Origin of the sequence: Azospirillum sp. A26, from assembly GCF_042604635.1 — a bacterium.
Classification (GTDB): Bacteria; Pseudomonadota; Alphaproteobacteria; order Azospirillales; family Azospirillaceae; genus Azospirillum; species Azospirillum palustre.
Map to the genome: position 1 here is coordinate 306914 of NZ_CP170476.1, position 22003 is coordinate 328916.

The 22003-nt window shown below is 69.1% G+C and carries 21 protein-coding genes; 11 read left to right on the forward strand and 10 right to left on the reverse strand.

Annotation, left to right across the window (positions count from 1 at the left end):
- Nucleotides 1-21 precede the first annotated feature (21 nt).
- Nucleotides 22-1050: an amino acid ABC transporter substrate-binding protein gene (locus tag ABNQ39_RS32315; RefSeq protein WP_376966248.1), complete on the forward strand. Its 1029-nt coding sequence runs from the start codon at nt 22-24 to the stop codon at nt 1048-1050.
- Between the two features lie 21 nt (nt 1051-1071).
- On the opposite strand, the gene ABNQ39_RS32320 is transcribed toward ABNQ39_RS32315, so the two are convergent.
- From ABNQ39_RS32320 to ABNQ39_RS32340, 5 genes are all read right to left on the reverse strand, one after another.
- On the reverse strand, nt 1072-1785 hold the full coding sequence (locus ABNQ39_RS32320; RefSeq protein WP_376966250.1) for an ABC transporter ATP-binding protein: 714 nt from the start codon (nt 1783-1785) through the stop codon (nt 1072-1074).
- The gene (locus ABNQ39_RS32325) at nt 1775-2530 is read right to left on the reverse strand and encodes an ABC transporter ATP-binding protein (RefSeq protein WP_376966252.1); all 756 of its coding nucleotides are present in this window, start codon (nt 2528-2530) and stop codon (nt 1775-1777) included. Before ABNQ39_RS32325 ends, ABNQ39_RS32320 begins: the two co-directional genes overlap by 11 nt.
- Entirely contained in the window at nt 2527-3549 is a 1023-nt protein-coding gene (locus ABNQ39_RS32330) for a branched-chain amino acid ABC transporter permease (RefSeq protein ID WP_376966254.1), read from the reverse strand. The genes ABNQ39_RS32325 and ABNQ39_RS32330 overlap by 4 nt, the downstream gene beginning before the upstream one ends.
- On the reverse strand, nt 3546-4415 hold the full coding sequence (locus tag ABNQ39_RS32335; RefSeq protein WP_109048582.1) for a branched-chain amino acid ABC transporter permease: 870 nt from the start codon (nt 4413-4415) through the stop codon (nt 3546-3548). Before ABNQ39_RS32335 ends, ABNQ39_RS32330 begins: the two co-directional genes overlap by 4 nt.
- A 102-nt stretch (nt 4416-4517) precedes the next feature.
- A complete protein-coding gene (locus tag ABNQ39_RS32340; protein WP_376966256.1) occupies nt 4518-5717 on the reverse strand; it encodes an ABC transporter substrate-binding protein in 1200 nt (399 codons plus the stop codon).
- 340 nt (nt 5718-6057) lie between these two features.
- Between ABNQ39_RS32340 and ABNQ39_RS32345 the strand changes: the two genes are divergently transcribed.
- From ABNQ39_RS32345 to pcaG, 8 genes are read left to right on the forward strand one after another with little or no spacing between them, the layout of a single operon-like run.
- Nucleotides 6058-6930, forward strand: a complete 873-nt coding sequence (locus ABNQ39_RS32345; RefSeq protein WP_376966258.1) for a CoA transferase subunit A — start codon at nt 6058-6060, stop codon at nt 6928-6930.
- Nucleotides 6930-7718, forward strand: a complete 789-nt coding sequence (locus ABNQ39_RS32350) for a CoA-transferase subunit beta (protein ID WP_376966260.1) — start codon at nt 6930-6932, stop codon at nt 7716-7718. The genes ABNQ39_RS32345 and ABNQ39_RS32350 overlap by 1 nt, the downstream gene beginning before the upstream one ends.
- A gap of 4 nt (nt 7719-7722) precedes the next feature.
- On the forward strand, nt 7723-8922 hold the full coding sequence (gene pcaF, locus ABNQ39_RS32355; RefSeq protein WP_376966262.1) for a 3-oxoadipyl-CoA thiolase: 1200 nt from the start codon (nt 7723-7725) through the stop codon (nt 8920-8922).
- Nucleotides 8923-8969: 47 nt separating this feature from the next.
- A complete protein-coding gene (gene pcaD / locus ABNQ39_RS32360) occupies nt 8970-9767 on the forward strand; it encodes a 3-oxoadipate enol-lactonase (protein ID WP_376966264.1) in 798 nt (265 codons plus the stop codon).
- A gap of 14 nt (nt 9768-9781) precedes the next feature.
- Nucleotides 9782-10180, forward strand: a complete 399-nt coding sequence (gene pcaC / locus ABNQ39_RS32365) for a 4-carboxymuconolactone decarboxylase (RefSeq protein ID WP_376966266.1) — start codon at nt 9782-9784, stop codon at nt 10178-10180.
- Nucleotides 10181-10185: 5 nt separating this feature from the next.
- Entirely contained in the window at nt 10186-11574 is a 1389-nt protein-coding gene (locus tag ABNQ39_RS32370; protein ID WP_376966268.1) for a 3-carboxy-cis,cis-muconate cycloisomerase, read from the forward strand.
- A 25-nt stretch (nt 11575-11599) separates the two neighbouring features.
- On the forward strand, nt 11600-12322 hold the full coding sequence (gene pcaH, locus ABNQ39_RS32375) for a protocatechuate 3,4-dioxygenase subunit beta (protein ID WP_376966270.1): 723 nt from the start codon (nt 11600-11602) through the stop codon (nt 12320-12322).
- A gap of 5 nt (nt 12323-12327) precedes the next feature.
- On the forward strand, nt 12328-12885 hold the full coding sequence (gene pcaG / locus ABNQ39_RS32380; RefSeq protein ID WP_376966272.1) for a protocatechuate 3,4-dioxygenase subunit alpha: 558 nt from the start codon (nt 12328-12330) through the stop codon (nt 12883-12885).
- A gap of 50 nt (nt 12886-12935) precedes the next feature.
- Here the strand turns inward: pcaG and ABNQ39_RS32385 are convergent, their stop codons facing one another.
- The 5 genes from ABNQ39_RS32385 to ABNQ39_RS32405 form a co-directional block, all read right to left on the reverse strand.
- Nucleotides 12936-15020, reverse strand: a complete 2085-nt coding sequence (locus ABNQ39_RS32385) for a methyl-accepting chemotaxis protein (RefSeq protein ID WP_376966274.1) — start codon at nt 15018-15020, stop codon at nt 12936-12938.
- Between the two features lie 293 nt (nt 15021-15313).
- Nucleotides 15314-16321 (reverse strand): TRAP transporter substrate-binding protein, encoded by a 1008-nt coding sequence (locus tag ABNQ39_RS32390; RefSeq protein WP_376966276.1) that lies wholly within the window; start codon nt 16319-16321, stop codon nt 15314-15316.
- Between the two features lie 77 nt (nt 16322-16398).
- A complete protein-coding gene (locus tag ABNQ39_RS32395) occupies nt 16399-17676 on the reverse strand; it encodes a TRAP transporter large permease (protein WP_376966278.1) in 1278 nt (425 codons plus the stop codon).
- Nucleotides 17677-17716: 40 nt separating this feature from the next.
- Complete coding sequence (locus ABNQ39_RS32400) at nt 17717-18310, reverse strand: TRAP transporter small permease (protein WP_376966280.1); 594 nt, start codon at nt 18308-18310, stop codon at nt 17717-17719.
- Entirely contained in the window at nt 18307-18924 is a 618-nt protein-coding gene (locus ABNQ39_RS32405; protein ID WP_376966282.1) for a gluconokinase, read from the reverse strand. Before ABNQ39_RS32405 ends, ABNQ39_RS32400 begins: the two co-directional genes overlap by 4 nt.
- 384 nt (nt 18925-19308) lie before the next feature.
- Here ABNQ39_RS32405 and ABNQ39_RS32410 point away from each other — a divergent pair, with 384 nt between their 5' ends.
- Nucleotides 19309-20373 carry a substrate-binding domain-containing protein gene (locus tag ABNQ39_RS32410; protein ID WP_174474906.1) on the forward strand — a complete coding sequence of 355 codons (1065 nt, stop codon included), beginning with the start codon at nt 19309-19311 and terminating at the stop codon, nt 20371-20373.
- A 119-nt stretch (nt 20374-20492) separates the two neighbouring features.
- Complete coding sequence (locus tag ABNQ39_RS32415) at nt 20493-21980, forward strand: thymidine phosphorylase family protein (protein WP_376966284.1); 1488 nt, start codon at nt 20493-20495, stop codon at nt 21978-21980.
- Nucleotides 21981-22003: the final 23 nt, after the last annotated feature.

The window sequence follows — 22003 nt, forward strand, 5'->3', positions numbered from 1 at the left end:
GGTCAGGGGATGGGTGTCGGGATGCGGCTGGTGTTGCTTGTGCTGCTGGCGATGGTGTCGGCCATACCGGCGCTCACATCACCGGCTTATGCCGAGGACGGCGACACGCTGGAGCGCATCCATGGCCGCGGCTTCCTGATCTGCGGCCTGCGCAGCGGCGTCAGCGGCATCTCCTTCTCCGACCCGCAGGGGCATCTCGACGGCTTCCTGGTCGATGTCTGCCGGGTCTTCGCCGCGGCGACGCTCGGCAACGCCCAGGCGATCCGCGTCGTCCGCCTGCCGGAAAAGCCGCAGGAATTCCAGGCGGTGGAGAAGCACGAGGTCGATGTGGCGCTGACCACCACGACCTGGACCTTCAGCCGCGAGCTGTCGCACGACATCGAATTCCTGATGCCGCTGCTGCATGACGGCCAGGGCTTCGCCATCCTCGGCGACGGCACGCCGCCGCCGCTCGACCGGCTGGGCGTCCGCACCGTCTGCGTCAAGACCGCCACCACCACGGTCCGCAATCTGGAGGACCATATCCGCAAGTCGGACCTGCCCTGGACGATCCGCACCTTCCAGACGCTGGACGAGGCGTTGCAGGCCTTCCTCGCCCATGAATGCGACCTGCTGACCACCGACCGCACCGTGCTGGTGACCTCGCTGGCCGGCTACCGGCAGGCGGGGATGGGCATCCACATCTACCCCGACGTGATCTCGCGCGAGCCGCTGACGCCCTACATCGCGCGCGGCGACCGCAACTGGTACGACATCACCCGCTGGGTGCTCCACGCCATCGTGCTGGCCGACGCCAAGGGCGTCACCTCGGCCGACGTTCAGGCCGGCCGCATCCCCGACGATCCCGAGCTGCACCGGATGCTTGGCCACGCCGGCAGCGTCTCCCGTACGCTCGGCCTGCCCGACGACTGGGCCTTGCAGGTGCTGGCGCAGGTCGGGAACTATGGCGAGATCTTCGACCGCAACCTCGGCACCCCCTACAGCATGGACCGCGGCATGAACAAGCCCTGGACCCAGGGCGGCCTGCTCTACGCGCCGCCGTTCAGGTAACGCACGGCGGGGACAGTCCCCCTACGCCGCCAGCGCCACGCCCAGATGCCGCTCCAGCAGCGCCGGATCGGCCTTCGCCTGCGCCGCCGGTCCGGCATGAACCACCCGGCCGCGGTCGAGGAAGACCACGCGGTCGGCGAAGTCCAGCGCGCGGTCGACCTGCTGCTCCACCAGCAGGATGGTCATGTCGAGCCTCGACAGCGCCGCCATCAGCATGTCGCAGATCACCGGGGCCAGCCCCTCCAGCGGCTCGTCCAGCAGCAGCACCGTCGGCTTGCCGAGAAGCGCGCGGGCGACCGACAGCATCTGCTGCTCGCCGCCCGACAGCTCGCCGCCGCCGTTGCGCCGCCGCTCGCCCAGCCGGGGGAACAGCTCGTACGCCTCCTCCAGCGCCGAGCGCGGCCGCCCCTTCAGCCCGGTGACGAGGTTCTCCTCCACCGTCAGCGATTTGAAGATGTCGCGCGTCTGCGGCACATAGCCGAGCCCCGCCGCCGCCCGCGCCGAACTGCTCATCCCGCCGAGTTCGACCCCGTCCAGCCGGATGCTGCCACCATGGCGGGTGGTCTGGCCGACCAGCGTCGCCAGCGTCGTCGTCTTGCCCACCCCGTTGCGACCGAGCAGGGCCAGCCGCCCGCCCGCCGGCACGGCCAGCGACACGCCGTCGAGGATCAGCGTCTTGCCGTAGCCGGCGCGCAGATCCGCGACCTCGAAAGCGCCACGCGGTTCAGTGGGCATGGGCACGGCTCCCCAGATAGACCTCGCGCACGCGCGGGTCGGCTACGATCTCCTTGGCGGTGCCGCTGCACAGCAGCCGCCCCTGCGCCAGCACGACGATGGTCCTGGCGAAGCGGAACACCAGATCCATGTCGTGCTCGATCATCAGCACCGCCAGATCCTTGGGCAGCCGGTCGATGGCGTCGAGGATGCGCTGGCTTTCCGAATGGGGCACGCCGGCCGCCGGCTCGTCGAGGATCAGCACCTTCGGCTTCATGGCGAGCGCCAGCGCGATCTCCAGCAGCCGCTGCTGCCCATAGGCCAGCGAGCCGACCGCCGTGTGCGCCGCCTGGGTCAGCCCCATGGTGTCGAGCAGCCCCGCCACCTCGTCGGCCAGCCCGGCCACCTTGGCGACGCTGGCGAACAGGCGGAAGGTGCGGCGGTCGCGCTGGAGGACGGCCAGCTCCAGATGCTCGCGCACCGTCATCGACTTGAACAGCCGCGCCACCTGGAAACTGCGGATCAGCCCCAGCCGCACGCGCTCCGCCGCCGACAGCTTCGTGATGTCGCGGCCGTCCAGCCGGATGGTGCCGGCGCTGGGCGGGATCACCCCGGTGACGAGGTTGACGAAGGTCGTCTTGCCCGCCCCGTTCGGCCCGATCAGGGCGCAACGGTCGCCGGCAGTCAGCGTCATGGTGATGTCGGACGACACCTGGAGGCCGCCGAAATTCTTGCTCAGCCCCTCGACTTCCAACAGCTTCGTCATGCCCCGCCCTCCTTCCTCCGAAACAGCCCGCCCAGCCGTTCCAAACCTGAGGCGATGCCGCCGGGCAGGAACAGGACGATGCCGATCAGGAACAGGCCGATGAAGCCCATCCAGTGGAAGGGATCGCTGGCGGCCAGGATGTGGTGGATGCCCATGAAGGCCGCCGTGCCGATCACCGCGCCATAGAGCCGCCCGGTGCCGCCCAGCACCAGCATCACCAGCGCCTCCGCCGACCAGGGGAAGCCGGCGCTGTCCAGCCCGACGATGCCGCTGGTCACCGCGGTCAGCGCTCCGGCCACCCCGGCGAACACCCCGGCCACGCCATAGAGCGCCACCAGATAGGATTTCGGCGACCCGCCGATGGCGGAGATCCGCAAGGGGTCCTCCTTCACGCCGCGGCAGGCCAGCCCGAAGGGCGAGCGCACGATCCGCCGCGCCACCACCAGCCCGACCACCAGGACCGCCAGCGCGAACAGGTAGGAGGTGCGGCCGAACATGTCGAAGCGGAACAGCCCCAGCACCGGCGCCGGGTCGATGCCCGACAGCCCGTCGCTGCCGCCGGTCCAGTCGCGCGCCTTGTTGGCGACCTCCTGCACGATCTGCCCGACCGCGATGGTCAGCATCAGCAGGGTCAGCCCGCGCGCATGCAGGATCAGCGCGCCGGTCGCCAGCGCGACCAGCCCGCCGGCCAGCCCGCCGACCGCCAGCATGACGAAGGGGTCGTTGTTCCAGTTGACCGCGACGATGCCGGCGGCATAGGCGCCGGTGCCGAACATCGCCGCCTGCCCCAGCGTGGCGATCCCGCCATAGCCGAGCACGAGGTCGAGCGACAGCACGAACAGGGCCGAGGCGGCGATGCGGGTCAGCAGCGCCAGATCGTCCGGCAGCAGCCAGAAGGCGGCCAGCCCGACCGCGGCAATTAGCGGAATGCCGATCCAGCCGAGATCGCGGCGGCGCCCGAGCGGAGCGGGTCGGGTCACCGCGCCGGCCTTTCCGTCGCGCTCGGCGACGCTCGTCATGCCGTCCTCCCTTTGAAGAAGCCGTGGGGCCAGCGGAACAGGATCAGGATCAGGGCGGCGTAGAAGAAGAACTCGCCGAAATTCGGGATCAGGTATTTGCCGGCGGTGTCGACGATGCCCAGCGCCAGCGCCGCCGCCGCCGAGCCGAAGATGCTCCCCGCCCCGCCGACCGCCACCACCGCCAGGAACAGCACGATGTAGCGGATGGCGTAATAGGGCTCCAGCGGCAGCAGCTCCGCCCCCAGCACGCCCCCCAGCGCCGCCAGCCCGGTGCCGAGCGCGAAGGTCGCCAGATAGAGCCGTTCGGTGCGGATGCCCAGCGCCGCCGCCATGGCCGGGTCATCGACCGCCGCCCGCAGCCGGATGCCGAAATCGGTGCGCTCCAAGAGCCACCACAGCCCCAGCAGGGTGGCCGCCCCGGCGCCGATGACGAAGGCGCGGTGGGTCGGGATCGACTTCGGCCCCAGCTGCACCGTGCCGGTCAGCAGGTCCGGCAGCGGAATGCGCTTCAGCGTCGGGCCGAACAGGTAATTGATGCCGGCGACGATGACGAAGGTCAGCCCGATGGTCAGCAGCACCTGCGCCAGTTCGTTGGCCGAGCCGTAGATGCGGCGGTACAGCAGCCGTTCCAGCGGCAGCGTCGCCAGCACGGTCAGCGCCACCGCCACCACCAGCGCCAGCCCATAGGGCAGCCCGGCGCTCTGTGCGGCATAGGAGGCGACATAGCCGCCGACCATGGCGAAGGCGCCATGCGCCAGATTGACCACCCGCATCAGCCCCAGCGTCACCGACAGCCCGACGGAGATGATGAAGAGGATCATGCCGTAGGCGACCCCGTCGACGGCGATCCCGAACATGGTTTCCATGATGTCTCTCCACCCGCCCATCCCCCTCTCCCCCCGGGGAGAGGGTCGGGGTGAGGGGGAAGCACCGCGTGCCTCACCCTAAAATCCTGCCGTGTGCCCCCCTCACTTCGCCAGCTTGTACCCATAGTCCGGCTGCTTCGGGAACGACTGCTTCTCGACATTCTCCAATTTGCCGTCGACCATCTCGACGGTGCGCAGATAGATCGTCTGGGTGACGTGGCGGCTGTCGGGATCGATGGTCAGGGGGCCGCGCGGGCTTTCCCAGCTCATGCCCTTCACCGACTCCACCGCCTTGGCGCCGTCGATCTTGCCACCGCTGTTCTTGATCATCTGATAGATGACGTGCGTGCCGTCATAGGCGCCGACCGAGGTGAAGGTGACGCTGTCGTAGGAGCCGAACATCTCCTTGTGCTTGGCGACGAAGGCCTTGTTCATCGCCGAATCGTGGGCGCGGCTGTAGTTGAAGCTGGTGGTGATGCCCATCGCCGCCTCGCCCAGCGCCGGCAGGTCCGGTTCTTGGGTGATGTCGCCGGGGCCGAAGAACTTGATGCCCGCCGCCTTCAGCCCGGTGTCGTTGAAGGCCTTGGCGAAGGCCAGCGTCGTCGGGCCGGCGGGCAGGAAGGCATAGACCGCCTCGGCGCCCGAATCCTTGATCCTCTGCATGAAGGGGGCGAAGTCGGTGGACTTCAGCGGCATGCGGATGGTGTCGACCACCGTGCCGCCGTTCTTCTCGAAGGTCGATTTGAAGGCGGCCTCGCCGTCGATGCCGGGACCATAGTCGCTGACCGCCGAGATCGCCTTCTTGATGCCCTGCTTGGCCATGTGTTCGGCCAGCGGCACCGTGTTCTGCCACAGCGTGAAGGAGGTGCGGACATAGCGCGGCGACTTCTCCGTGATGGCGGAGGTCGCGGCGTTGAAGATCACGCAGGGGATGTTCGCCTCGTCGATCAGCGGGGCGACGGCCAGCGCATCCGGCGTGAAGAAATAGCCGGCGAGGAAGGACACCTTCTCCTTGACGATCAGCTCTTGCGACAGCGCCTTGCTCTGCGCCGGGTTCGCCTGGTCGAGGTCCTTGTAGATGAACTCCACCGTGTCGTTGCCGACGGTCTTGCCATGCTCGGCCTGATAGACTTCGATGGCTTCCTTGAAGCTCTTGCCCACCACGCCGAACGGCCCGGAGAAGGGCGCCACGACACCGACCTTGATGGTGGCGGCACCGGCCGGACCGGCCGCCAGCGCCAGACCGAACGCCGCACCCAGCAGCGCGTTGCCCAACAGCGCGTTGCGCAGAGTCCTCGTCATTGTCCCTCCCACATGTGACCATATGCCGGCGCCGGACTTCGCTATTCCGGTCATTGACTGTTCCGTCCACCGTACTGAGGGAGGACCGAACCGTCAAGTGCGATATTTGATATTGTGTTCTATAATCGCACAAAATTGACTCTCAAGTCAAATAATTGATAAACATCAATTTTTATCAAGAAACTCACGCCAGGGACCACACGCTCCTCATGTTGCGCCGCAATATGGGCGATCATCGCACGCATAATGCTTTTTTCGCCCTTGACACCGCGGCGCACCGCTCGCCACTCTGTGCGTAACGACGAATGTTCGTGCGATTTTCGCACATCCGGGAGGTCATATGGCGAAGATCACGCCCCTGCGCGAGGCGGTGGCGAGCCTCGTGCACGACGGCGACACGGTCGCCCTGGAAGGATTCACCCACCTGATCCCCCATGCCGCCGGGCATGAGATCATCCGGCAGGGCCGGCGCGACCTGACGCTGGTGCGCATGACGCCGGACCTGATCTACGACCAGATGATCGGCATGGGCTGTGCCGCGACGCTGATCTTCTCCTGGGGCGGCAACCCCGGCGTCGGCTCCCTCCACCGCTTCCGCGATGCGGTCGAGCAGGGCTGGCCGCGCCGGCTGGAGATCGAGGAGCACAGCCACGCCGGCATGGCGAACGCCTATGTCGCCGGCGCCTCCAACCTGCCCTTCGCCCTGCTGCGCGGCTACACCGGCTCCGACCTGCCGAAGGTCAACCCGAACATCCGCTTCATCGAGTGCCCCTTCACCGGCGAAAAGCTGGCCGCAATCCCGTCGGTCCGCCCCGACGTGACGGTGATCCACGCCCAGAAGGCCGACCGCCGCGGCAATGTGCTGATCTGGGGCATCCTCGGCGTCCAGAAGGAGGCCGTGCTGGCCGCCAAACGCTCCATCGTCACGGTGGAGGAGATCGTCGACGAGCTGGACGCCCCGCCCAACGCCTGCGTGCTGCCCCACTGGGCGCTGTCGGCCGTCTGCCCTGTCCCCGGCGGTGCCTATCCGTCCTACGCGCAGGGCTATTCGGAGCGCGACAACCGCTTCTACAAGGCCTGGGACCCCATCGCCCGCTCGCGCGACGGCTTCCAGGCCTGGATGCAGCGCCATGTGCTGGACACCGACGATTTCGCCGGCTTCCGCCGGGTGCTGGCCGAAAGCATGGCCGAGAGCATGAAGGAGGGTGCGTGATGGGTTCCGAAGACTTCACCGCGACCGAGATCATGACGGTGGCGGCCAGCCGCCTGCTGAAGGACGGCACCGTCTGCTTCGTCGGCATCGGCCTGCCCTCGACCGCCGCCAACCTCGCCCGGCTGACCCATGCGCCGGACGTCGTGCTGATCTATGAATCGGGGCCCATCGGCGCCAAGCCGACGGTGCTGCCGCTGTCGATCGGCGACGGCGACCTCGCGCTGACCGCCGACACCGTGGTCGGCACGCCGGAGATCTTCCGCTACTGGCTACAGGGCGGGCGGATCGACGTCGGCTTCCTCGGCGCCGCCCAGGTCGACCGCTTCGCCAACATCAACACCACCGTCATCGGCGCCTACGACTCACCCAAGGTGCGGCTGCCCGGTGCCGGCGGTGCGCCGGAGATCGCCTCTCAGGCCAAGGAGGTGTTCATCGTCCTCAAGCAGAGCCCGAAGGCCTTCGTCGCCACGCTGCCCTTCGTCACCTCGGCCGGCTATCTCGACGGCGGCGACGCGCGGGCCAGGGCTGGCATCCCCGGCGCCGGGCCGACCGCGGTCATCACCGACCTCGGTATCCTCACCCCCGATCCGGTGACCAAGGAGCTGACCCTGACCGGCATCCACCCCGGCGTGACGGTCGAGCAGGTGAAGGCGGCCACCGGCTGGGACCTGAAGATCTCGCCCGACCTGAAGACCACCGACATCCCGGACGCCGGAACCCTGGCGGCGCTGCGCGACCTGCACGCCCGCACCGCCGCCGCTCATGGTCAGGTCGGCGGAGAAGGATGACATCATGCGTGACGCCTACATCTGCGACGCCATCCGCACCCCCATCGGCCGCTATGCCGGAGCCCTGTCGTCGGTGCGCGCCGACGACCTGGGCGCCGTGCCGATCCGCGCCTTGATGCAGCGCAACCCCTCGGTCGACTGGGCGGCGGTGGACGACGTGATTTATGGCTGCGCCAATCAGGCCGGCGAGGACAACCGCAACGTCGCCCGCATGTCGGCGCTGCTGGCGGGATTGCCCGACGCGGTGCCGGGCACGACGATGAACCGGCTCTGCGGCTCCGGCCTCGACGCGCTCGCCACCGCCGCCTGCGCCATCCGGGCGGGCGAGGCCGAGCTGATGATCGCCGGCGGCGTCGAGAGCATGAGCCGCGCCCCCTTCGTCATGGGCAAGGCCGACGCCCCCTTCTCGCGGCAGGCGGAGATCTTTGACACCACCATCGGCTGGCGCTTCGTCAACCCGGCGATGAAGGCGGCCTATGGCACCGATTCGATGCCGGAGACGGCGGAGAACGTCGCCGACGACTGGAGGATCGCCCGCGCCGACCAGGACGCCTTCGCGCTGCGCAGCCAGGAACGCGCCGCCCGCGCCATCGCCGACGGCAGCATGGCCCGCGAGATCGTCCCCGTCACCATCAAGACCCGCAAGGGCGAGACGGTGGTGACGACCGACGAGCATCCCCGCGCCACCACCATCGAGGCGCTGTCGGCGCTGAAGCCCATCGTCCGCCCAGGCGGCACCATCACCGCCGGCAACGCGTCCGGCGTCAATGACGGCGCCGCCGCCCTGCTGGTGGCCTCCGAAGCGGCGGTGAAGCGCCATGGCCTGACCCCGCGCGCCCGCATCCTCGGCGGCGCCACCGCCGGCGTGCCGCCGCGGGTCATGGGCATCGGCCCGGTCCCGGCCATCCGCAAGTTGCTGGAGCGGCTCGGCCGGACCATCGGCGGCATCGACCTGATCGAGCTGAACGAGGCCTTCGCCGCCCAGGCGCTGGCCGTCCTGCGCGAGCTCGGCCTGCCGGACGATGCCGCCCATGTGAACCCGAACGGCGGCGGCATCGCGCTCGGCCATCCGCTGGGCATGAGCGGCGCCCGTCTGGCGACCACGGCGCTCCACCAGCTCGAACGCTCCGGCGGCCGGACGGCGCTCTGCACCATGTGCATCGGCGTCGGCCAGGGGATCGCGGTGATGATCGAGCGGGTGTAGCGTCGAACCCAGTCGCGACCGCCCCACAACAAGCGAAGGCAGCCCTCATGCCCTTCATCGAAGCAGCCGGCATCACTCAGCATTACGACCTGACCGGCCCGGCCGACGCGCCGGTGCTGCTGTTCGCCAACTCCATCGGCACCAGCTTCCACATCTGGGACGCGGTGGTGCCGCACCTGTCGCAGCGCTACCGCATCCTGCGCTACGACATGCGCGGCCATGGCCTGACCCAGGTGACGCCGGTCACGGAAGATGCCGGCTACAGCATGGACATGCTCGCCGACGACGCCGCCGGCCTGCTCGACGCGCTCGGCGTCAAGCGCGCCCATGTCTGCGGCCTGTCCATCGGCGGCATGATGGCGCAGCGCCTCGCCGTCAAGGCACCGGACCGGGTGCATGGCCTGATCCTGTGCGACACCGCCGGCGTCATCGGGCCGGCGTCGGTCTGGACCGACCGCATCGCCGCCATCCGCGCCCGCGGCATGGCGGCGATTGCCGACGGGGTGATGGCCCGCTGGTTCACGCAAGGCTTCCGCGACGGCCGTCCCGACCAGATCCGCGGCTACACCGCCATGGTCGCCCGCATTCCCGAGGACGGCTATGTCGGCTGCGCCATGGCGATCCGCGACGCCGACCTGCGTGCCGCCAACGCCGCCATCACGGCGCCGACCCTGGTGATCTGCGGCGCGGAGGATGTGGCGACCCCGCCCGACGCCGCCCGCGAGCTGGCGGCCGGCATCCCCGGCGCACGCTTCGAACTGCTGCCCGGCGCCGCCCACATCCCCGGCGTCGAGAAGCCGGCGGAACTGGCCGCCCTGATCGACGGCTTCCTGAGGGACCTGTGATGGACGCCCCAGAGATGAAGGACAAGGATCTGTACGACCGCGGCATGGCGGTGCGCCGCGCGGTCCTCGGCGACGCCCATGTCGACCGCTCGCTGGAGCGCGCCACCGGGTTCGACGCCGATTTCCAGGAGTTCATCACCAAGACCGCCTGGGGCCAGATCTGGACCCGGCCGGGGCTGGACATCCGGACGCGCAGCATGCTGACCATCGGCATGCTGGCGGCGCTGGGCAAGGATGGCGAGTTGAAGCTGCACATCCGCGCCACCCGCAACACCGGCGTCACCCGCGACGAGGTGAAGGAAATCCTGATGCAGGCCGGCATCTATGCCGGCGTCCCCGCCGCCAACCACGCGATTGCGCTCGCCCGCGCCGTCTATGCCGAGATGGACGAGGAAGACGCGAAGAAGGGGTGAGCAGCATGACGACCATCCACGCCGACCCCCTCCTCGACCCGCTCTTCACCAGCGACGCGGCGGCCGACGCCTTCTCCCCCTCGGCAAGGCTGCAAGGCATGCTGGATTTCGAGGCGGCGCTGGCGCGGGCGGAGGCGGCGGTCGGCGTCATCCCGTCCCGCGCCGTCCCGGCCATCGAGGCGGCGTGCAAGGTCGGCCTCTACGACCTGACCGCATTGGGGGCGGAGGCGGCGCTGGCCGGCAACACCGCCATTCCCCTGGTCAAGCATCTGACCGCCGCCGTGAAGGCCGCCGACGAGGAGGCCTCGCGTTACGTCCATTGGGGCGCCACCAGCCAGGACGCGATGGACAGCGGCCTGATGCTTCAGCTGCGCCGCTTCCTCGACGGGCTCGACACCGATCTGGCCGCCCTCGCCGACGGTTTGGCCGACCTCGCCGAGCACCACCGCGCCACGCCGATGGTCGCCCGCACCTGGCTCCAGCACGCCCTGCCCACCACTTTCGGGCTGAAGGCCGCCGGATGGCTCGACGCGCTCGGCCGCGACCGCCAGCGCATCGCCGCCGCCCGTTCGCGCCTCGCCCTGCAATTCGGCGGCGCCGCCGGTACGCTGGCGGCGCTCGGCGACGCCGGCCCGGCGGTGGCGGAGGCCCTGGCGAAGGAGCTGGACCTCCCCCTGCCCGCCCTGCCCTGGCACGCCAGCCGCGACCGCATCGCCGAACTGGCCTCCGCGCTCGGCATCCTCGCCGGCACGCTGGGCACGCTCGGCCGCGACATCTCGCTGATGATGCAGATGGAGGTGGGCGAGACGTTCGAGCCCAGCGCCCCCGGCCGCGGCGGCTCCTCCACCATGCCGCACAAGCGTAACCCGGTGTCCTGCGCCGTCCTGCTCTCCACCGCCATCCGCGCCCCGGCGCTGGTCGGCGGGCTGCTGGCGGCGCAGGTGCAGGAGCATGAGCGCGGTCTCGGCGGCTGGCATGCCGAGTGGCAGGCGCTGCCCGACCTCTGCCGCCTCGTCGCCGGCGCCGCCCGCCATGCGCGCGAGACCATCGCCGGCCTGACCGTCGATGCGGAGCGCATGCGCGCCAACCTCGACCTGACCCGCGGCCTGATCCTGGCGGAGGCGGTGACGATGGCGCTGGGCGACCGCATGGGCCGCATGGCCGCCCATTCCCGCGTGGCCGAGGCCAGCCGCCGCGCCGCCGCCGACGCCCGCCCGCTGCGCGACGTGCTGGCCGAGGATGGGGAGGTGGTGCAGGCGCTGGGCGCGGACGGCCTCGACCGGCTGTTCGACCCGCTGCGCTACACCGGCGCCGCCTCCCACTTCATCGACCGCGTGCTCGCCGAGCACAAGACCACACCCGGCCATAAGAACACACAAGGTCGGCAAAGCTGACCGCTCCCAAGGAGGGACACCCGCGATGGACACCGCCGTTCACGAGGCTGAAGGCGATTTCACCCCCCGCGACTGGGCGCAACACCCGCCCTACCTGTCGCCGCTCTACAAATCGACGGTGCTGCGTTCGCCGTCCAAGCCGCTGATCCCGATGAAGCAGGGGCTGTCGGTCCGCACCGGCCCGGTGTTCGGCCATGACAGCCTCGATCCGCTCGACCACGACCTGACGAAGAACGGCCGCGTCAACGGCGAGCCGATCGGCGAGCGGATGATCGTCACCGGCCGCGTGCTGGACGAGAGCGGCCGGCCGGTGCCGCACACGCTGCTGGAGATCTGGCAGGCCAACGCCTGCGGCCGCTACGTCCACCGCTGGGACCAGCATGACGCGCCGCTCGACCCCAACTTCTTCGGCGCCGGCCGCTGCCTCACCGACGCCGACGGCCGCTACCGCTTCACCACGATCAAGCCCGGCGCCTATCCCTGGGGCAACCACCACAATGCGTGGCGGCCGGCGCACATCCATTTCTCGCTGTTCGGGCCGTCCTTCCTGACCCGTCTGGTCACCCAGATGTATTTCCCGGGCGACCCGCTGCTGCCGCTCGACCCCATCTACAACGGGGTGCCGGAGGGTGCGCGCGAGCTGCTGGTCTCGCGCTTCTCCATCGACGTGACCGAGCCGGTGTGGGCGCTCGGCTACGAGTTCGACATCGTCCTGCGCGGACGCCACGCCACGCCGATGGAGGGCTGACCGCCATGAGCCAGACCTTGAAACAGACCCCGTCCCAGACCGTCGGCCCCTATTTCGCCTATGCCTGGACGCCGGAACTCTACGGCCGCCGCCCGCTGGCGACCAACCGGCTGGCCACCCCCGACATGGCCGGAGAGCACATCCGCATCGAGGGCGTAGTCTATGACGGTGCGGGTGCGCCGATCCGCGACTGCGTGGTGGAGATCTGGCAGGCCGGCGCTGACGGCAAACACGCCCCCGGCGCCGCCGGCTTCGGCCGCTGCGGCACCGACGACGCCGGCCACTACTTCTTCGACACGGTGAAGCCCGGCGCCTGCGACGAGGGCCACGCCCCGCACATCGCGGTGACGGTGTTCGCCCGCGGCATGCTGAGTCATGCCTTCACCCGCCTGCACTTCTCCGACGAGACGGCGGCGAACGAGGCCGACCCGGTGCTGGCGGGCGTCCCGGCCGACCGCCGCGACACGCTGATCGCGACCCGCGCCGAGACGCCCGGCGGGGTGGTCTACCGCTTCGACATCCGCATCCAGGGCGACGGGGAAACGGTCTTCTTCGACTGCTGAGAGGCGACTGCTGACAAGGAGGGAGCCGCCGACCGGCGGCTCCCCCACCGTCACGCCTCGCGGATCGTCGCCACGAAGCGCTGCACCTCGCCGCGCAGCTGCGCCGACTGGTGCGACAGCGTGTCGGCCGCAGCACGGGCCTGGGCGGCCATGCTGCCGGTTTCGCTGGCGGCACGGGTCACGCCCTCGATGTTGGTCGACACCTCGCGGGTGCCGCTGGCGGCCTGCTGGACGTTGCGGCTGATCTCGCGCGTCGCCGCCCCCTGCTCCTCGGCGGCGGCGGCGACGGCGGTGACCGTCTCGCTGATGCCCAGGATGGTGCGGCCGATGGCCTGGATGGCGCCGACGGCGCTGCCGCTGACCGACTGGATCTCGGCGATCTGTGCTGCGATCTCCTCCGTCGCCTTGGCGGTCTGGCTGGCGAGGTTCTTGACCTCCTGCGCCACGACGGCGAAGCCCTTGCCGGCCTCGCCCGCCCGCGCCGCCTCGATGGTGGCGTTCAGTGCCAGCAGGTTGGTCTGGCCGGCGATGGACTGGATCAAACTCACCACGTCGCCGATCTTCTGCGCGGCCTGGGCCAGACCGGCCACCGTGCCGTTGGTCTTCTCGACCTCGCCCACCGCGTCGTTCGCCATGCGCGACGAGGCGGCGATGCGCTGGTTGATCTCCTCGATGGAGTGCGCCAGCTCTTCCGCTGCGGCGGCCACCGTCTGCACGTTGCCGCTGGCGACGTCGGCGGCGCTGGCGACGGCCAAAGCCTGGGCGTTGGTCTGCTCGGCGATGGCCGACAGCCCTTCGGAATCGGTGCGGATCGCCTCGGCCTGCCGGGCGACGCTGGCGACCACGTCGCCGACCGACCCCTCGAAGCGCTGGGCCAGCCCGGCCAGATCCTGCTTGCGCTGCTCGGCGGCGCGCTGCTCGTCCAGGCGGCGCTGCTCCTCCATCTCGGCGACGCGGCCGGCATTCTCCTTGAACAGCTGGAGCGCCGTGTTGATGGAGCCGATCTCATCGGCACGGTCGCGGTCGGCGACCTCCACGTCGCGCCGGCCGGCGGTCAGCGCCTGGATGGTGGCGATGATCCGGCGCAGCGGCTGGCCGACCACGACCCGGCTGGTCAGCCATAGCGCAACCAGAAGCGCGGCGGTCAGCAGCACCGCTCCCACCGCGATGAAGGTCCGCAGCTCCTGCTTCGGCACCTCGACCTTGTTGAGCGGCAGGTTGACCAGGATCGACCAGGGCGTGCCGGTGTTGCCGATGACGACCGGGCGGAACAGCTGCTTCACGTCGGTGCCCAGGCTGGCGGACACCGAGAAATGGGCGAAGGACCGGCCTTCGCGGACGGCGGGCATCGCGTCCTTCAGCCGGGCGTTGGTCTCCAGGATCGGCTTGCCCAGATGGTCGGGGTTGCTGTAGGCCGCCCAGGCGCCGGCGTTGGAGATCAGGAAGACCGACCCGGTCTCGAACGGCTTCGCCGTCTTCAGCTCGTCCCAGATGGCGTCGGTGGCGATGTCGACGCCGGCGACGCCGATGAACTTGCCGTTGTCGAGGATCGGCACCGCCAGCGATACCATCAGCACGGTCTTGCCGGCGACGACATAGCTGTAGGGTTCGACGATCACCTCTTTGCCGGTGCGCTTGGCCTGCTGGTAATAGAGGCCGTCCGGGCCGGGATCGTCATAGCCGACCAGCGATTCCAGCTGGGCCTTGCCGCTGCCGCGGTTCCAATAGGGGATGAAGCGGCCGCTGGCATCGGTGCCGGGGCTGTTGGCGAAGGCGGCGTCCTTGCCGTCCAGCGCGTTCGGCTCCATGCCGACCCAGACGCCGATCAGGCCGGTGTTGGCCTCCAGCAGGCTTTTCAGCCAGTCGTTCAGCGCGCCGCGGTCGGTCACGCCGCTCCGCTTCAGGCTGAGCAGCGTCGTGCCCATGTTGCGGCTGATGTCCAGCGCATCGTTCAGCCGGCGCTCGACCGTCGCCGCATGGTACTTGCCCAGTTCCTCGCCCACCTGGAAGGACAGCGCGTCGGTGTCGGCCCCGCTCTTGACGGAGATCACCACCGACCCGGCCCCCAGCCCGATCGTCATGACCAGTCCGATCGCGAGAACCAGCTTGGTCACCAAAGGCAGCTTCTTGAACATCGACAGTCCCCACGACACACCCGGACAAGGGCACGGACACCCCGGAGCAACTGTCTCGCAGTTCTGTTAAATTCGAGTAAATTATTCACCAATCAATCCGTCAGACCTACAGTTCCTGAGAGTTGTTCTCAAAAACCGCGAAGAACTCGGACCGGCATCGGCAAACCGTCCGTAAGGACCAATCTGAGAATCGTTCCAATCTCTGCAACCCGAACTTTGTACCCGCATGACAAAGGGGGCGGACCGGTCGATCCGGTCCGCCCCCGTCATCCCCGCAATCGGGGTCGCTGCGCTTACTTGCGCGAGGCGGCGATGGCGCCCTGCAGGTCCTTCAGCACCTCGGCACCGCCGTCGGCGGCGTACTTGTCGAAGGCCGGCTTGACCATCTCGCGCATGCGCTCCAGCTCGGCCGGGCTCAGCTCGTTGATCTGCATGCCCTTTTCCTTCAGATAAGCGATGCTCTGGGCCGAGGCCTCGCGGCTGTCCTTGCGCTCGAAATCGCGCGAGGCGACGGCGGCCTCGTTCAGCATCTTCTTCTCGTCGGCCGACAGGCCGTCGTACCAGCGCTTGCTCGCCAGCATGATCCACGGGCTGTAGACGTGGCGGGAGATCGTCAGGTACTTCTGCACTTCATAGAACTTGGACGACTGGATGGTGGTGACCGGGTTCTCCTGGCCGTCGACCGTGCCGGTCTCCATCGCCGTGAACAGCTCGGAGAAGGCCAGCGGCACCGCGTTGGCGCCGAAGCGGTTGAACATGTCGATGTAGACCGGGTTCTGCATCACGCGCAGCTTGATGCCGCCCATGTCCTCCAGCTTGGTGATCGGCCGCTTGCTGTTTGTCAGGTTGCGGAAGCCGTTCTCCCAATAGACCAGCCCGACCAGCCCCTTGTCGTTCAGCGACTTCAGCAGCTTCTCGCCGAACGGACCGTCGAGGACGGCGTCGGCCTCCTTCTCGTTGTTGAACAGGAAGGGCAGGTCGTAGACGCCGAAATCCTTGACGATGCCGACGAGGGTGGCGGTGGAGCCGACCATCATCTCCTGCGCGCCGCCGATCAGGGCGTTCTGCATCTGAATGTCGCTGCCCAGGCTGGCGTCGCCGAAGCCCTTGACCTTCAGCTTGCCGCCGCTGCGCTTGGACAGCTCCTCGGCGAAATACTTCACCGCGCGGCCCTGGTTGCTGCTTTCCGACAGGCCGTAGCCGAAGCGGATGATGCGGGTCTTCACGTCCTGCGCCGAAGCGGCGACCGGGGCGAGCAGGGCGGCGGCGATGCCGGTGGCGAGCAGCAGTTTGCGGAACATGGGGTCGATCTCCCTTGCCATTTGGTGATTGGCGTCTGGTGTTTGGTTGGTTTTGGGCTTTTGGTTTTGGGTACGCGTCAGTGGAACAGGTGCAGCGGGGCGGTGACGATCTCCGGCACGGCGATCAGCAGGCCCACCAGCACGATGTAGGTCAGCAGGAAGGGCCAGATGCCCTTGGTGGCGCTTTCCAGCGAGATGCGGGCGACGCCGCACACCACGTTCAGCACCGTGCAGACCGGCGGATGGATCAGGCCCAGCGTGCCGATCAGGACGAACATCACGCCGAAATAGGTCGGGTCGATGCCGGCCTTGATCGCCAGCGGGGTCAGCACCGGACCCAGCACCAGGATGGTCGGGGTCAGGTCCATCACCGTGCCGACGGCCAGCAGCAGGACGGCGATGGCCAGCATCAGCATCTTGGGATGGCCCATCAGCGGGGCCAGCAGCTCGGTCATCTGCTGCGGCAGGTCGGCCAGCGTCACCATGTAGGACGACACCAGGGCGGCGGCGCACAGGAACATGACGGTGCTGGTGGTGCGCGCCGCCTGGACCAGCAGCGGCACCAGCTGCGGCAGCGTCACCTGCCGGTAGATGAACAGCGCCACGAACAGCGAATAGACGGCGGCGACCACCGCGGCCTCGGTCGGCGTGAAGATGCCGCCGCGCAGGCCGCCGATGATGATGACCGGCAGGGCCAGCGCCCAGACGCCGTCGCCCAGCGCCTTCAGCCGCTCGCGCCCGCTGGCCTTCGGCTGCAGCTTCACCGTCATGTCGCGCACCACGAACATCCAGGCGCCGATCAGCCCCAGCCCCATCAGCAGGCCGGGAACGATGCCGGCCATGAACAGCGAGCTGATCGAGGTGTTGGTGGTCACGCCGAAGATGATGAAGGGCATGCTGGGCGGAATGATCGGGGCGATGATGCCGCCCGACGCGATCAGGCCGGCGGAGCGCGGCACCGGATAGCCGTGGTCGCGCATCATCGGGATCAGCAGCGTGGCGAGCGCCGCGGTGTCGGCGATGGCCGAGCCCGACAGGCTGGCCAGCATCACCGAGGCGCCGATGGTCACGAAGCCCAGGCCGCCCTTGATGTGGCCGACCAGGCTGACCGCCAGGTTGATGATGCGCTGGGAGATGCCGCCGGCATTCATCAGCTCGCCGGCCAGGATGAAGAAGGGCACCGCCATCAGCGGGTAGTTGTCGGCGCCGCTCAGCATGTTCTGGGCGACCAGCTGGGCGTCGAAGAAGTCGAGGTGGACCATCAGCGCGACGCCGGTCAGCATCAGCGCGAAGGCGATGGGCATGCCGAGCAGCATGAAGCCGAACAGCGAGCCCAGGAAAATGGTGAGCGTCATGGCGGCGTCTCCGTCCGCAAAAGGTCTTCTGGGCTGGGCTTCAGCGCTTGGCGACGGCCGGGCCGGGGGCAGCGCCGGGATGGCTGCCGGGTGCCGGCGGCGCCACGGCGGGGCCGTGCGACTCCGGATGGTCCAACATGGTGTCGGGATCGCCGGGGATGCGGGCGCCGGGCTGGCCGGTGACGATCCGCCACAGGTTCGCCAGCACGATCAGCGCCATGGCGATGGCCGGGAAGAAGCCGGCCGCGGCGTAGAAGGCCATGGGGAAGCGCAGGACGGTGGAGAAGGTCTCCATGCCGATCAGCAGCTGGATCCAGCTGCCCTGCACGAACAGATAGAGCGCGTACAGCATCATCAGGTGCGCGATCACCGCGCAGGCGCGCCGCACCTTGAAGGGCAGGCGGGCCTGCAGGATCTCCAGCCCGAGATGCCGCTGGTGGCGCAGCGCCACGGTGGCGCCCAGGAACACCAGCCAGACGAACATCAGCCGCGCGATCTCCTCCGCCGCGACGAGGCCGCTGTTGAAGATGTAGCGCAGGACGACATTGCCGAAGACGAGACCGACCATGACCGCCAGCATCGCCGCCATGATCCATTCGGTGATCCGCTCCAGCAGATCCGCAACGCTCTTCATGCGTTCCTCCCAGATTTTTCCCCGGTCTTCCGGTCGGCGATCTTCCGGTCGCCAGTCAGGCGGGCACAGGCATCGGCGACGATGGCCTCGGCCGGCAGCGTCACCTCGTAGGACAGCACGACTTCGTCGGCCATCGGCATCTCCAGGTCGGCGAACTGGCTGTCGACCAGGGCGGTGGGCATGAAATGGGCGGTGCGCGCCCCCATGCGGGACGAAATCAGCGCCTTGTCGCCATGCAGGTGCAGGAAGACCACCCGCTCGCAGTCGCCGCGCAGCCGGTCGCGGTAGCGCCGCTTCAGCGCCGAACAGGCGACGACCAGCCCGCGCTCCGCCCGATGCGCCTCGGCGATGAAGCCGGCCAGCGTCGCCAGCCAGCCGTCGCGGTCGGCGTCGGTCAGCGGGATGCCGGCCGACATCTTCTCGATGTTGGCGGGCGGATGGTGGGCGTCGCCCTCGATGAACTCGTCGCCCAGCGTCGCGGCAAGGCTCTGGCCGACGCTGGACTTGCCGCAGCCGGCGACGCCCATCACCACGACGATCAGCGGCGCGCCGCCCGACAGCTCAGGGGGAATGGTGTTCATGCCGGGGGACGGCGCGATGGGGGGACCATTCATGAGGCTCGTGTTCCCGAAGACCGGTGCGGCACCGCCGCCCTCAACCGGAGTCGCGGCGGGCCTCGCACCGACATAATTATGTTAGCGCTATCATCACCGGGTCAAAACGACGCTGGCAGCCTGCTGGCCGGAAATCGCGGATGACGCCGGGATGAGGTGGCGATACTGTTAGCGCTAACCTTGACGGCCGTAAAGAGTTTTGTTTGAGTTGCGGACAAACTGATCGGGGATGGCCGCGGGTTGCGGATCCCGGCTCCCTATGGGGGCTCCGGATGGGATGCCCGTGCATGGACCGCGGCCGTTGCCGAGTATGATACACACCGGTGACCAGCGAGCCCGCGCGACCTTCCGTCGCGCCGGCCGGAAACGGAAGGACGAAGCCCTGTGACGACCCGTGGCGGCGATGGGACGGCAACCCCGGCGGTCAAGACGCGCAAGCCGCGCTCCTCGCGCACCGGCCGCGCGACGATGGCGGACGTGGCGGAGCGGGTGGGCATCAGCGCCATCACCGTGTCGCGTGCCTTCAAGCGTCCCGAGCTGGTGATGCCGGAGCTGCGCCAACGCATCCTCGACACCGCGCAGTCGATGGGCTACGTGCCCAATCAGGCCGCCAGCGCGCTGGCTTCGGCGCGGTCGATGACGGTGGCGGTGCTGATCCCGTCGATGACCAACATGGTCTTCGTCGAGACGCTGGCCGGCATCCACGACATGCTGCTGCCGCGCGGCTACCGCGCCCTGATCGGCGTCACCCACTATTCGCCGGAGGAGGAGGAGCGGCTGATCCGCACCTATCTCCAGTTCCAGCCCGACGGCATCCTGCTGACCGGCACCGACCACACCGCGGTCGCCCGCACCTACCTGTCGGCGCTCGCCAGCCCGACCGTCCACATGATGGAGCTGCTGGACGACCCCGACAGCCTCAGCGTCGGCTGTTCGCAGGAGGAGGGCGGCCGGCTGATGACCACCCACCTGCTGGAACGCGGCTACCGCCGCATCGGCTTCGTCGCCGTGCAGCTCGACCCGCGCACGCTGGCCCGCCTCGACGGCTACCGCCACGCGCTGGAGGAAGCCGGGCTGTATGACGAGGCGCGCGTCTGGCGGCTGCCCGACCCGTCCTCCATCCATCTCGGCGCGGCGATGATCGACCGGCTGATGGCGGAGAACACCGACTGCGACGCCGTCTTCTTCTGCAACGACGATCTGGCGCAGGGCGCCCTGTTCCAGTGCCAGCGCCGCGGCATCCGCGTGCCCGACCAGCTTGCCGTCGCCGGCTTCAACGATCTGCCGGCCTCGGCCTGGACCACCCCGACCCTGACCACCGTCGCCACGCCGCGCTACGCCATCGGCCGCCATGCCGCCGCCATGCTGCTCGATTTGATGGACGGCAAGGAACCGCCGCAGCGGCGGCTCGACCTCGGCCTGACCTTCATCGCGCGGGAAAGCACATGACAGAGCATACCCCCTCCGCCCCGCCAATGATCCGGATCAACCGCAGCGCGTAAGGCCCGGCATGGCTGACGCGCAGGCTCGGCGACACTGACACGCCCGAGCAGGCGTAGACTGTGCGCATGCTGACGCTTCGACATCTGGCGATAGACACCGTCCGGGAGAACGTCGCCTTCCTCAACCGCCGCTGCACCCGCTACCATGTCGAGGATTTCCTCGGGTTGGGCCGGGTGGAGGTGCGGAACGACGGCCGGTCCCTGCTGGCGGTGCTGAACGTCGTCGACGACCCCGCCATCGTCGCCCCCGATGAGATCGGCCTGTCCGACCCCGCCTTCGGCCAGCTCGGGCTGGCGGCGGGCACCGCCGTCCATCTCGTGCCCCCGACCCCGCCGGAGAGTTTCGAACTGGTGCGCGCCAAGGTCGGCGGTGCCGCCCTGACCGACGAGCAGCTCGCCGCGATCATCCGCGACATCACCGAGCAGCGTTACTCCAAGATCGAGATCGCCGCCTTCCTGATCGCCTGCGCCAGCTTCATGACGACGGCGGAGGTGCTGGGCCTGACCCGCGCCATGATCGCCGCCGGCACCCGGCTGCACTGGCAGGATTTGGGAACCATCGCCGACAAGCACTGCATCGGCGGCATTCCCGGCAACCGCACCTCGATGATCGTCGTGCCCATCGTCGCCGCCCACGGCCTGCCGATCCCCAAGACCTCGTCGCGCGCCATCACGTCGCCCGCCGGCACCGCCGACACCATGGAGGTTCTGGCCAACGTCGATGTGCCGATGGAGCGCATGCAGGCCCTGGTGCGCGAGGCCAAGGGCTGTCTGGTCTGGGGCGGCCATGTCCGGCTGTCGCCGGCCGACGACATCCTGATCTCGGTCGAGCGCCCCCTCGCCATCGACACCCGCGAGCAACTGGTCGCCTCCATCCTGTCGAAGAAGGTGGCGGCCGGCTCCTCGCATCTGCTGATCGACATCCCCGTCGGCCCGAGCGCCAAGATCCGCACGGCCGGCGAGGCGGTGCGCCTGCGCAAGCTGTTCGAGCATGTCGGCGACCGTCTTGGCCTGACGCTGGAGGTGGCGATCACCGACGGTTCGCAGCCGGTCGGGCGCGGCATCGGCCCGGTGCTGGAGGCGCGCGACGTGATGGCCGTGCTGCGCAACGACCCGGCATGTCCCGCCGACCTGAGGGAGCGCGCCCTGCTGCTGGCCGGCCGCATCCTGGAATTCGACCCCGCCGTCCGCGGCGGCAGCGGCAACCGCCGGGCGCGCGACCTGTTGGAGTCGGGTGCCGCGCTCGCCGCCATGGAGCGCATCATCGCCCTGCAAGGCCCGCCGCCCGCCGTCGCGACGCTGGGCTCGCTGGTGGCGGAGGTGGCTTCGCCCGCCGACGGCATCGTGTCGTCGCTCGACTGCTACCGCCTCGCCCGCATCGCCCGGCTGGCCGGCGCGCCGACCGACAAGGGTGCCGGCATCGACCTGCTGCGCAAGGTCGGTGAGCCGGTACGCCGGGGCGAGCCGCTATACCGCATCCACGCCAGCACCAACGCCGACTTCACCTTCGCCCAGGCCTTCGCGGCGGAGAACAGCGGGGTGATGGTGGCGTAAGAACCTAACCGAAGGAGCCGACC

Bases quoted from the DNA above. Each gene is read 5' to 3' on its own strand.
- ABNQ39_RS32315 (WP_376966248.1), top strand. From the start codon at position 22: ATGCGGCTGGTGTTGCTTGTGCTGCTGGCGATGGTGTCGGCCATACCG.
- ABNQ39_RS32320 (WP_376966250.1), bottom strand. From the start codon at position 1,785: ATGCCCACTGAACCGCGTGGCGCTTTCGAGGTCGCGGATCTGCGCGCC.
- ABNQ39_RS32325 (WP_376966252.1), bottom strand. From the start codon at position 2,530: ATGACGAAGCTGTTGGAAGTCGAGGGGCTGAGCAAGAATTTCGGCGGC.
- ABNQ39_RS32330 (WP_376966254.1), bottom strand. From the start codon at position 3,549: ATGACGAGCGTCGCCGAGCGCGACGGAAAGGCCGGCGCGGTGACCCGA.
- ABNQ39_RS32335 (WP_109048582.1), bottom strand. From the start codon at position 4,415: ATGGAAACCATGTTCGGGATCGCCGTCGACGGGGTCGCCTACGGCATG.
- ABNQ39_RS32340 (WP_376966256.1), bottom strand. From the start codon at position 5,717: ATGACGAGGACTCTGCGCAACGCGCTGTTGGGCAACGCGCTGCTGGGT.
- ABNQ39_RS32345 (WP_376966258.1), top strand. From the start codon at position 6,058: ATGGCGAAGATCACGCCCCTGCGCGAGGCGGTGGCGAGCCTCGTGCAC.
- ABNQ39_RS32350 (WP_376966260.1), top strand. From the start codon at position 6,930: ATGGGTTCCGAAGACTTCACCGCGACCGAGATCATGACGGTGGCGGCC.
- pcaF (WP_376966262.1), top strand. From the start codon at position 7,723: ATGCGTGACGCCTACATCTGCGACGCCATCCGCACCCCCATCGGCCGC.
- pcaD (WP_376966264.1), top strand. From the start codon at position 8,970: ATGCCCTTCATCGAAGCAGCCGGCATCACTCAGCATTACGACCTGACC.
- pcaC (WP_376966266.1), top strand. From the start codon at position 9,782: ATGAAGGACAAGGATCTGTACGACCGCGGCATGGCGGTGCGCCGCGCG.
- ABNQ39_RS32370 (WP_376966268.1), top strand. From the start codon at position 10,186: ATGACGACCATCCACGCCGACCCCCTCCTCGACCCGCTCTTCACCAGC.
- pcaH (WP_376966270.1), top strand. From the start codon at position 11,600: ATGGACACCGCCGTTCACGAGGCTGAAGGCGATTTCACCCCCCGCGAC.
- pcaG (WP_376966272.1), top strand. From the start codon at position 12,328: ATGAGCCAGACCTTGAAACAGACCCCGTCCCAGACCGTCGGCCCCTAT.
- ABNQ39_RS32385 (WP_376966274.1), bottom strand. From the start codon at position 15,020: ATGTTCAAGAAGCTGCCTTTGGTGACCAAGCTGGTTCTCGCGATCGGA.
- ABNQ39_RS32390 (WP_376966276.1), bottom strand. From the start codon at position 16,321: ATGTTCCGCAAACTGCTGCTCGCCACCGGCATCGCCGCCGCCCTGCTC.
- ABNQ39_RS32395 (WP_376966278.1), bottom strand. From the start codon at position 17,676: ATGACGCTCACCATTTTCCTGGGCTCGCTGTTCGGCTTCATGCTGCTC.
- ABNQ39_RS32400 (WP_376966280.1), bottom strand. From the start codon at position 18,310: ATGAAGAGCGTTGCGGATCTGCTGGAGCGGATCACCGAATGGATCATG.
- ABNQ39_RS32405 (WP_376966282.1), bottom strand. From the start codon at position 18,924: ATGAATGGTCCCCCCATCGCGCCGTCCCCCGGCATGAACACCATTCCC.
- ABNQ39_RS32415 (WP_376966284.1), top strand. From the start codon at position 20,493: ATGCTGACGCTTCGACATCTGGCGATAGACACCGTCCGGGAGAACGTC.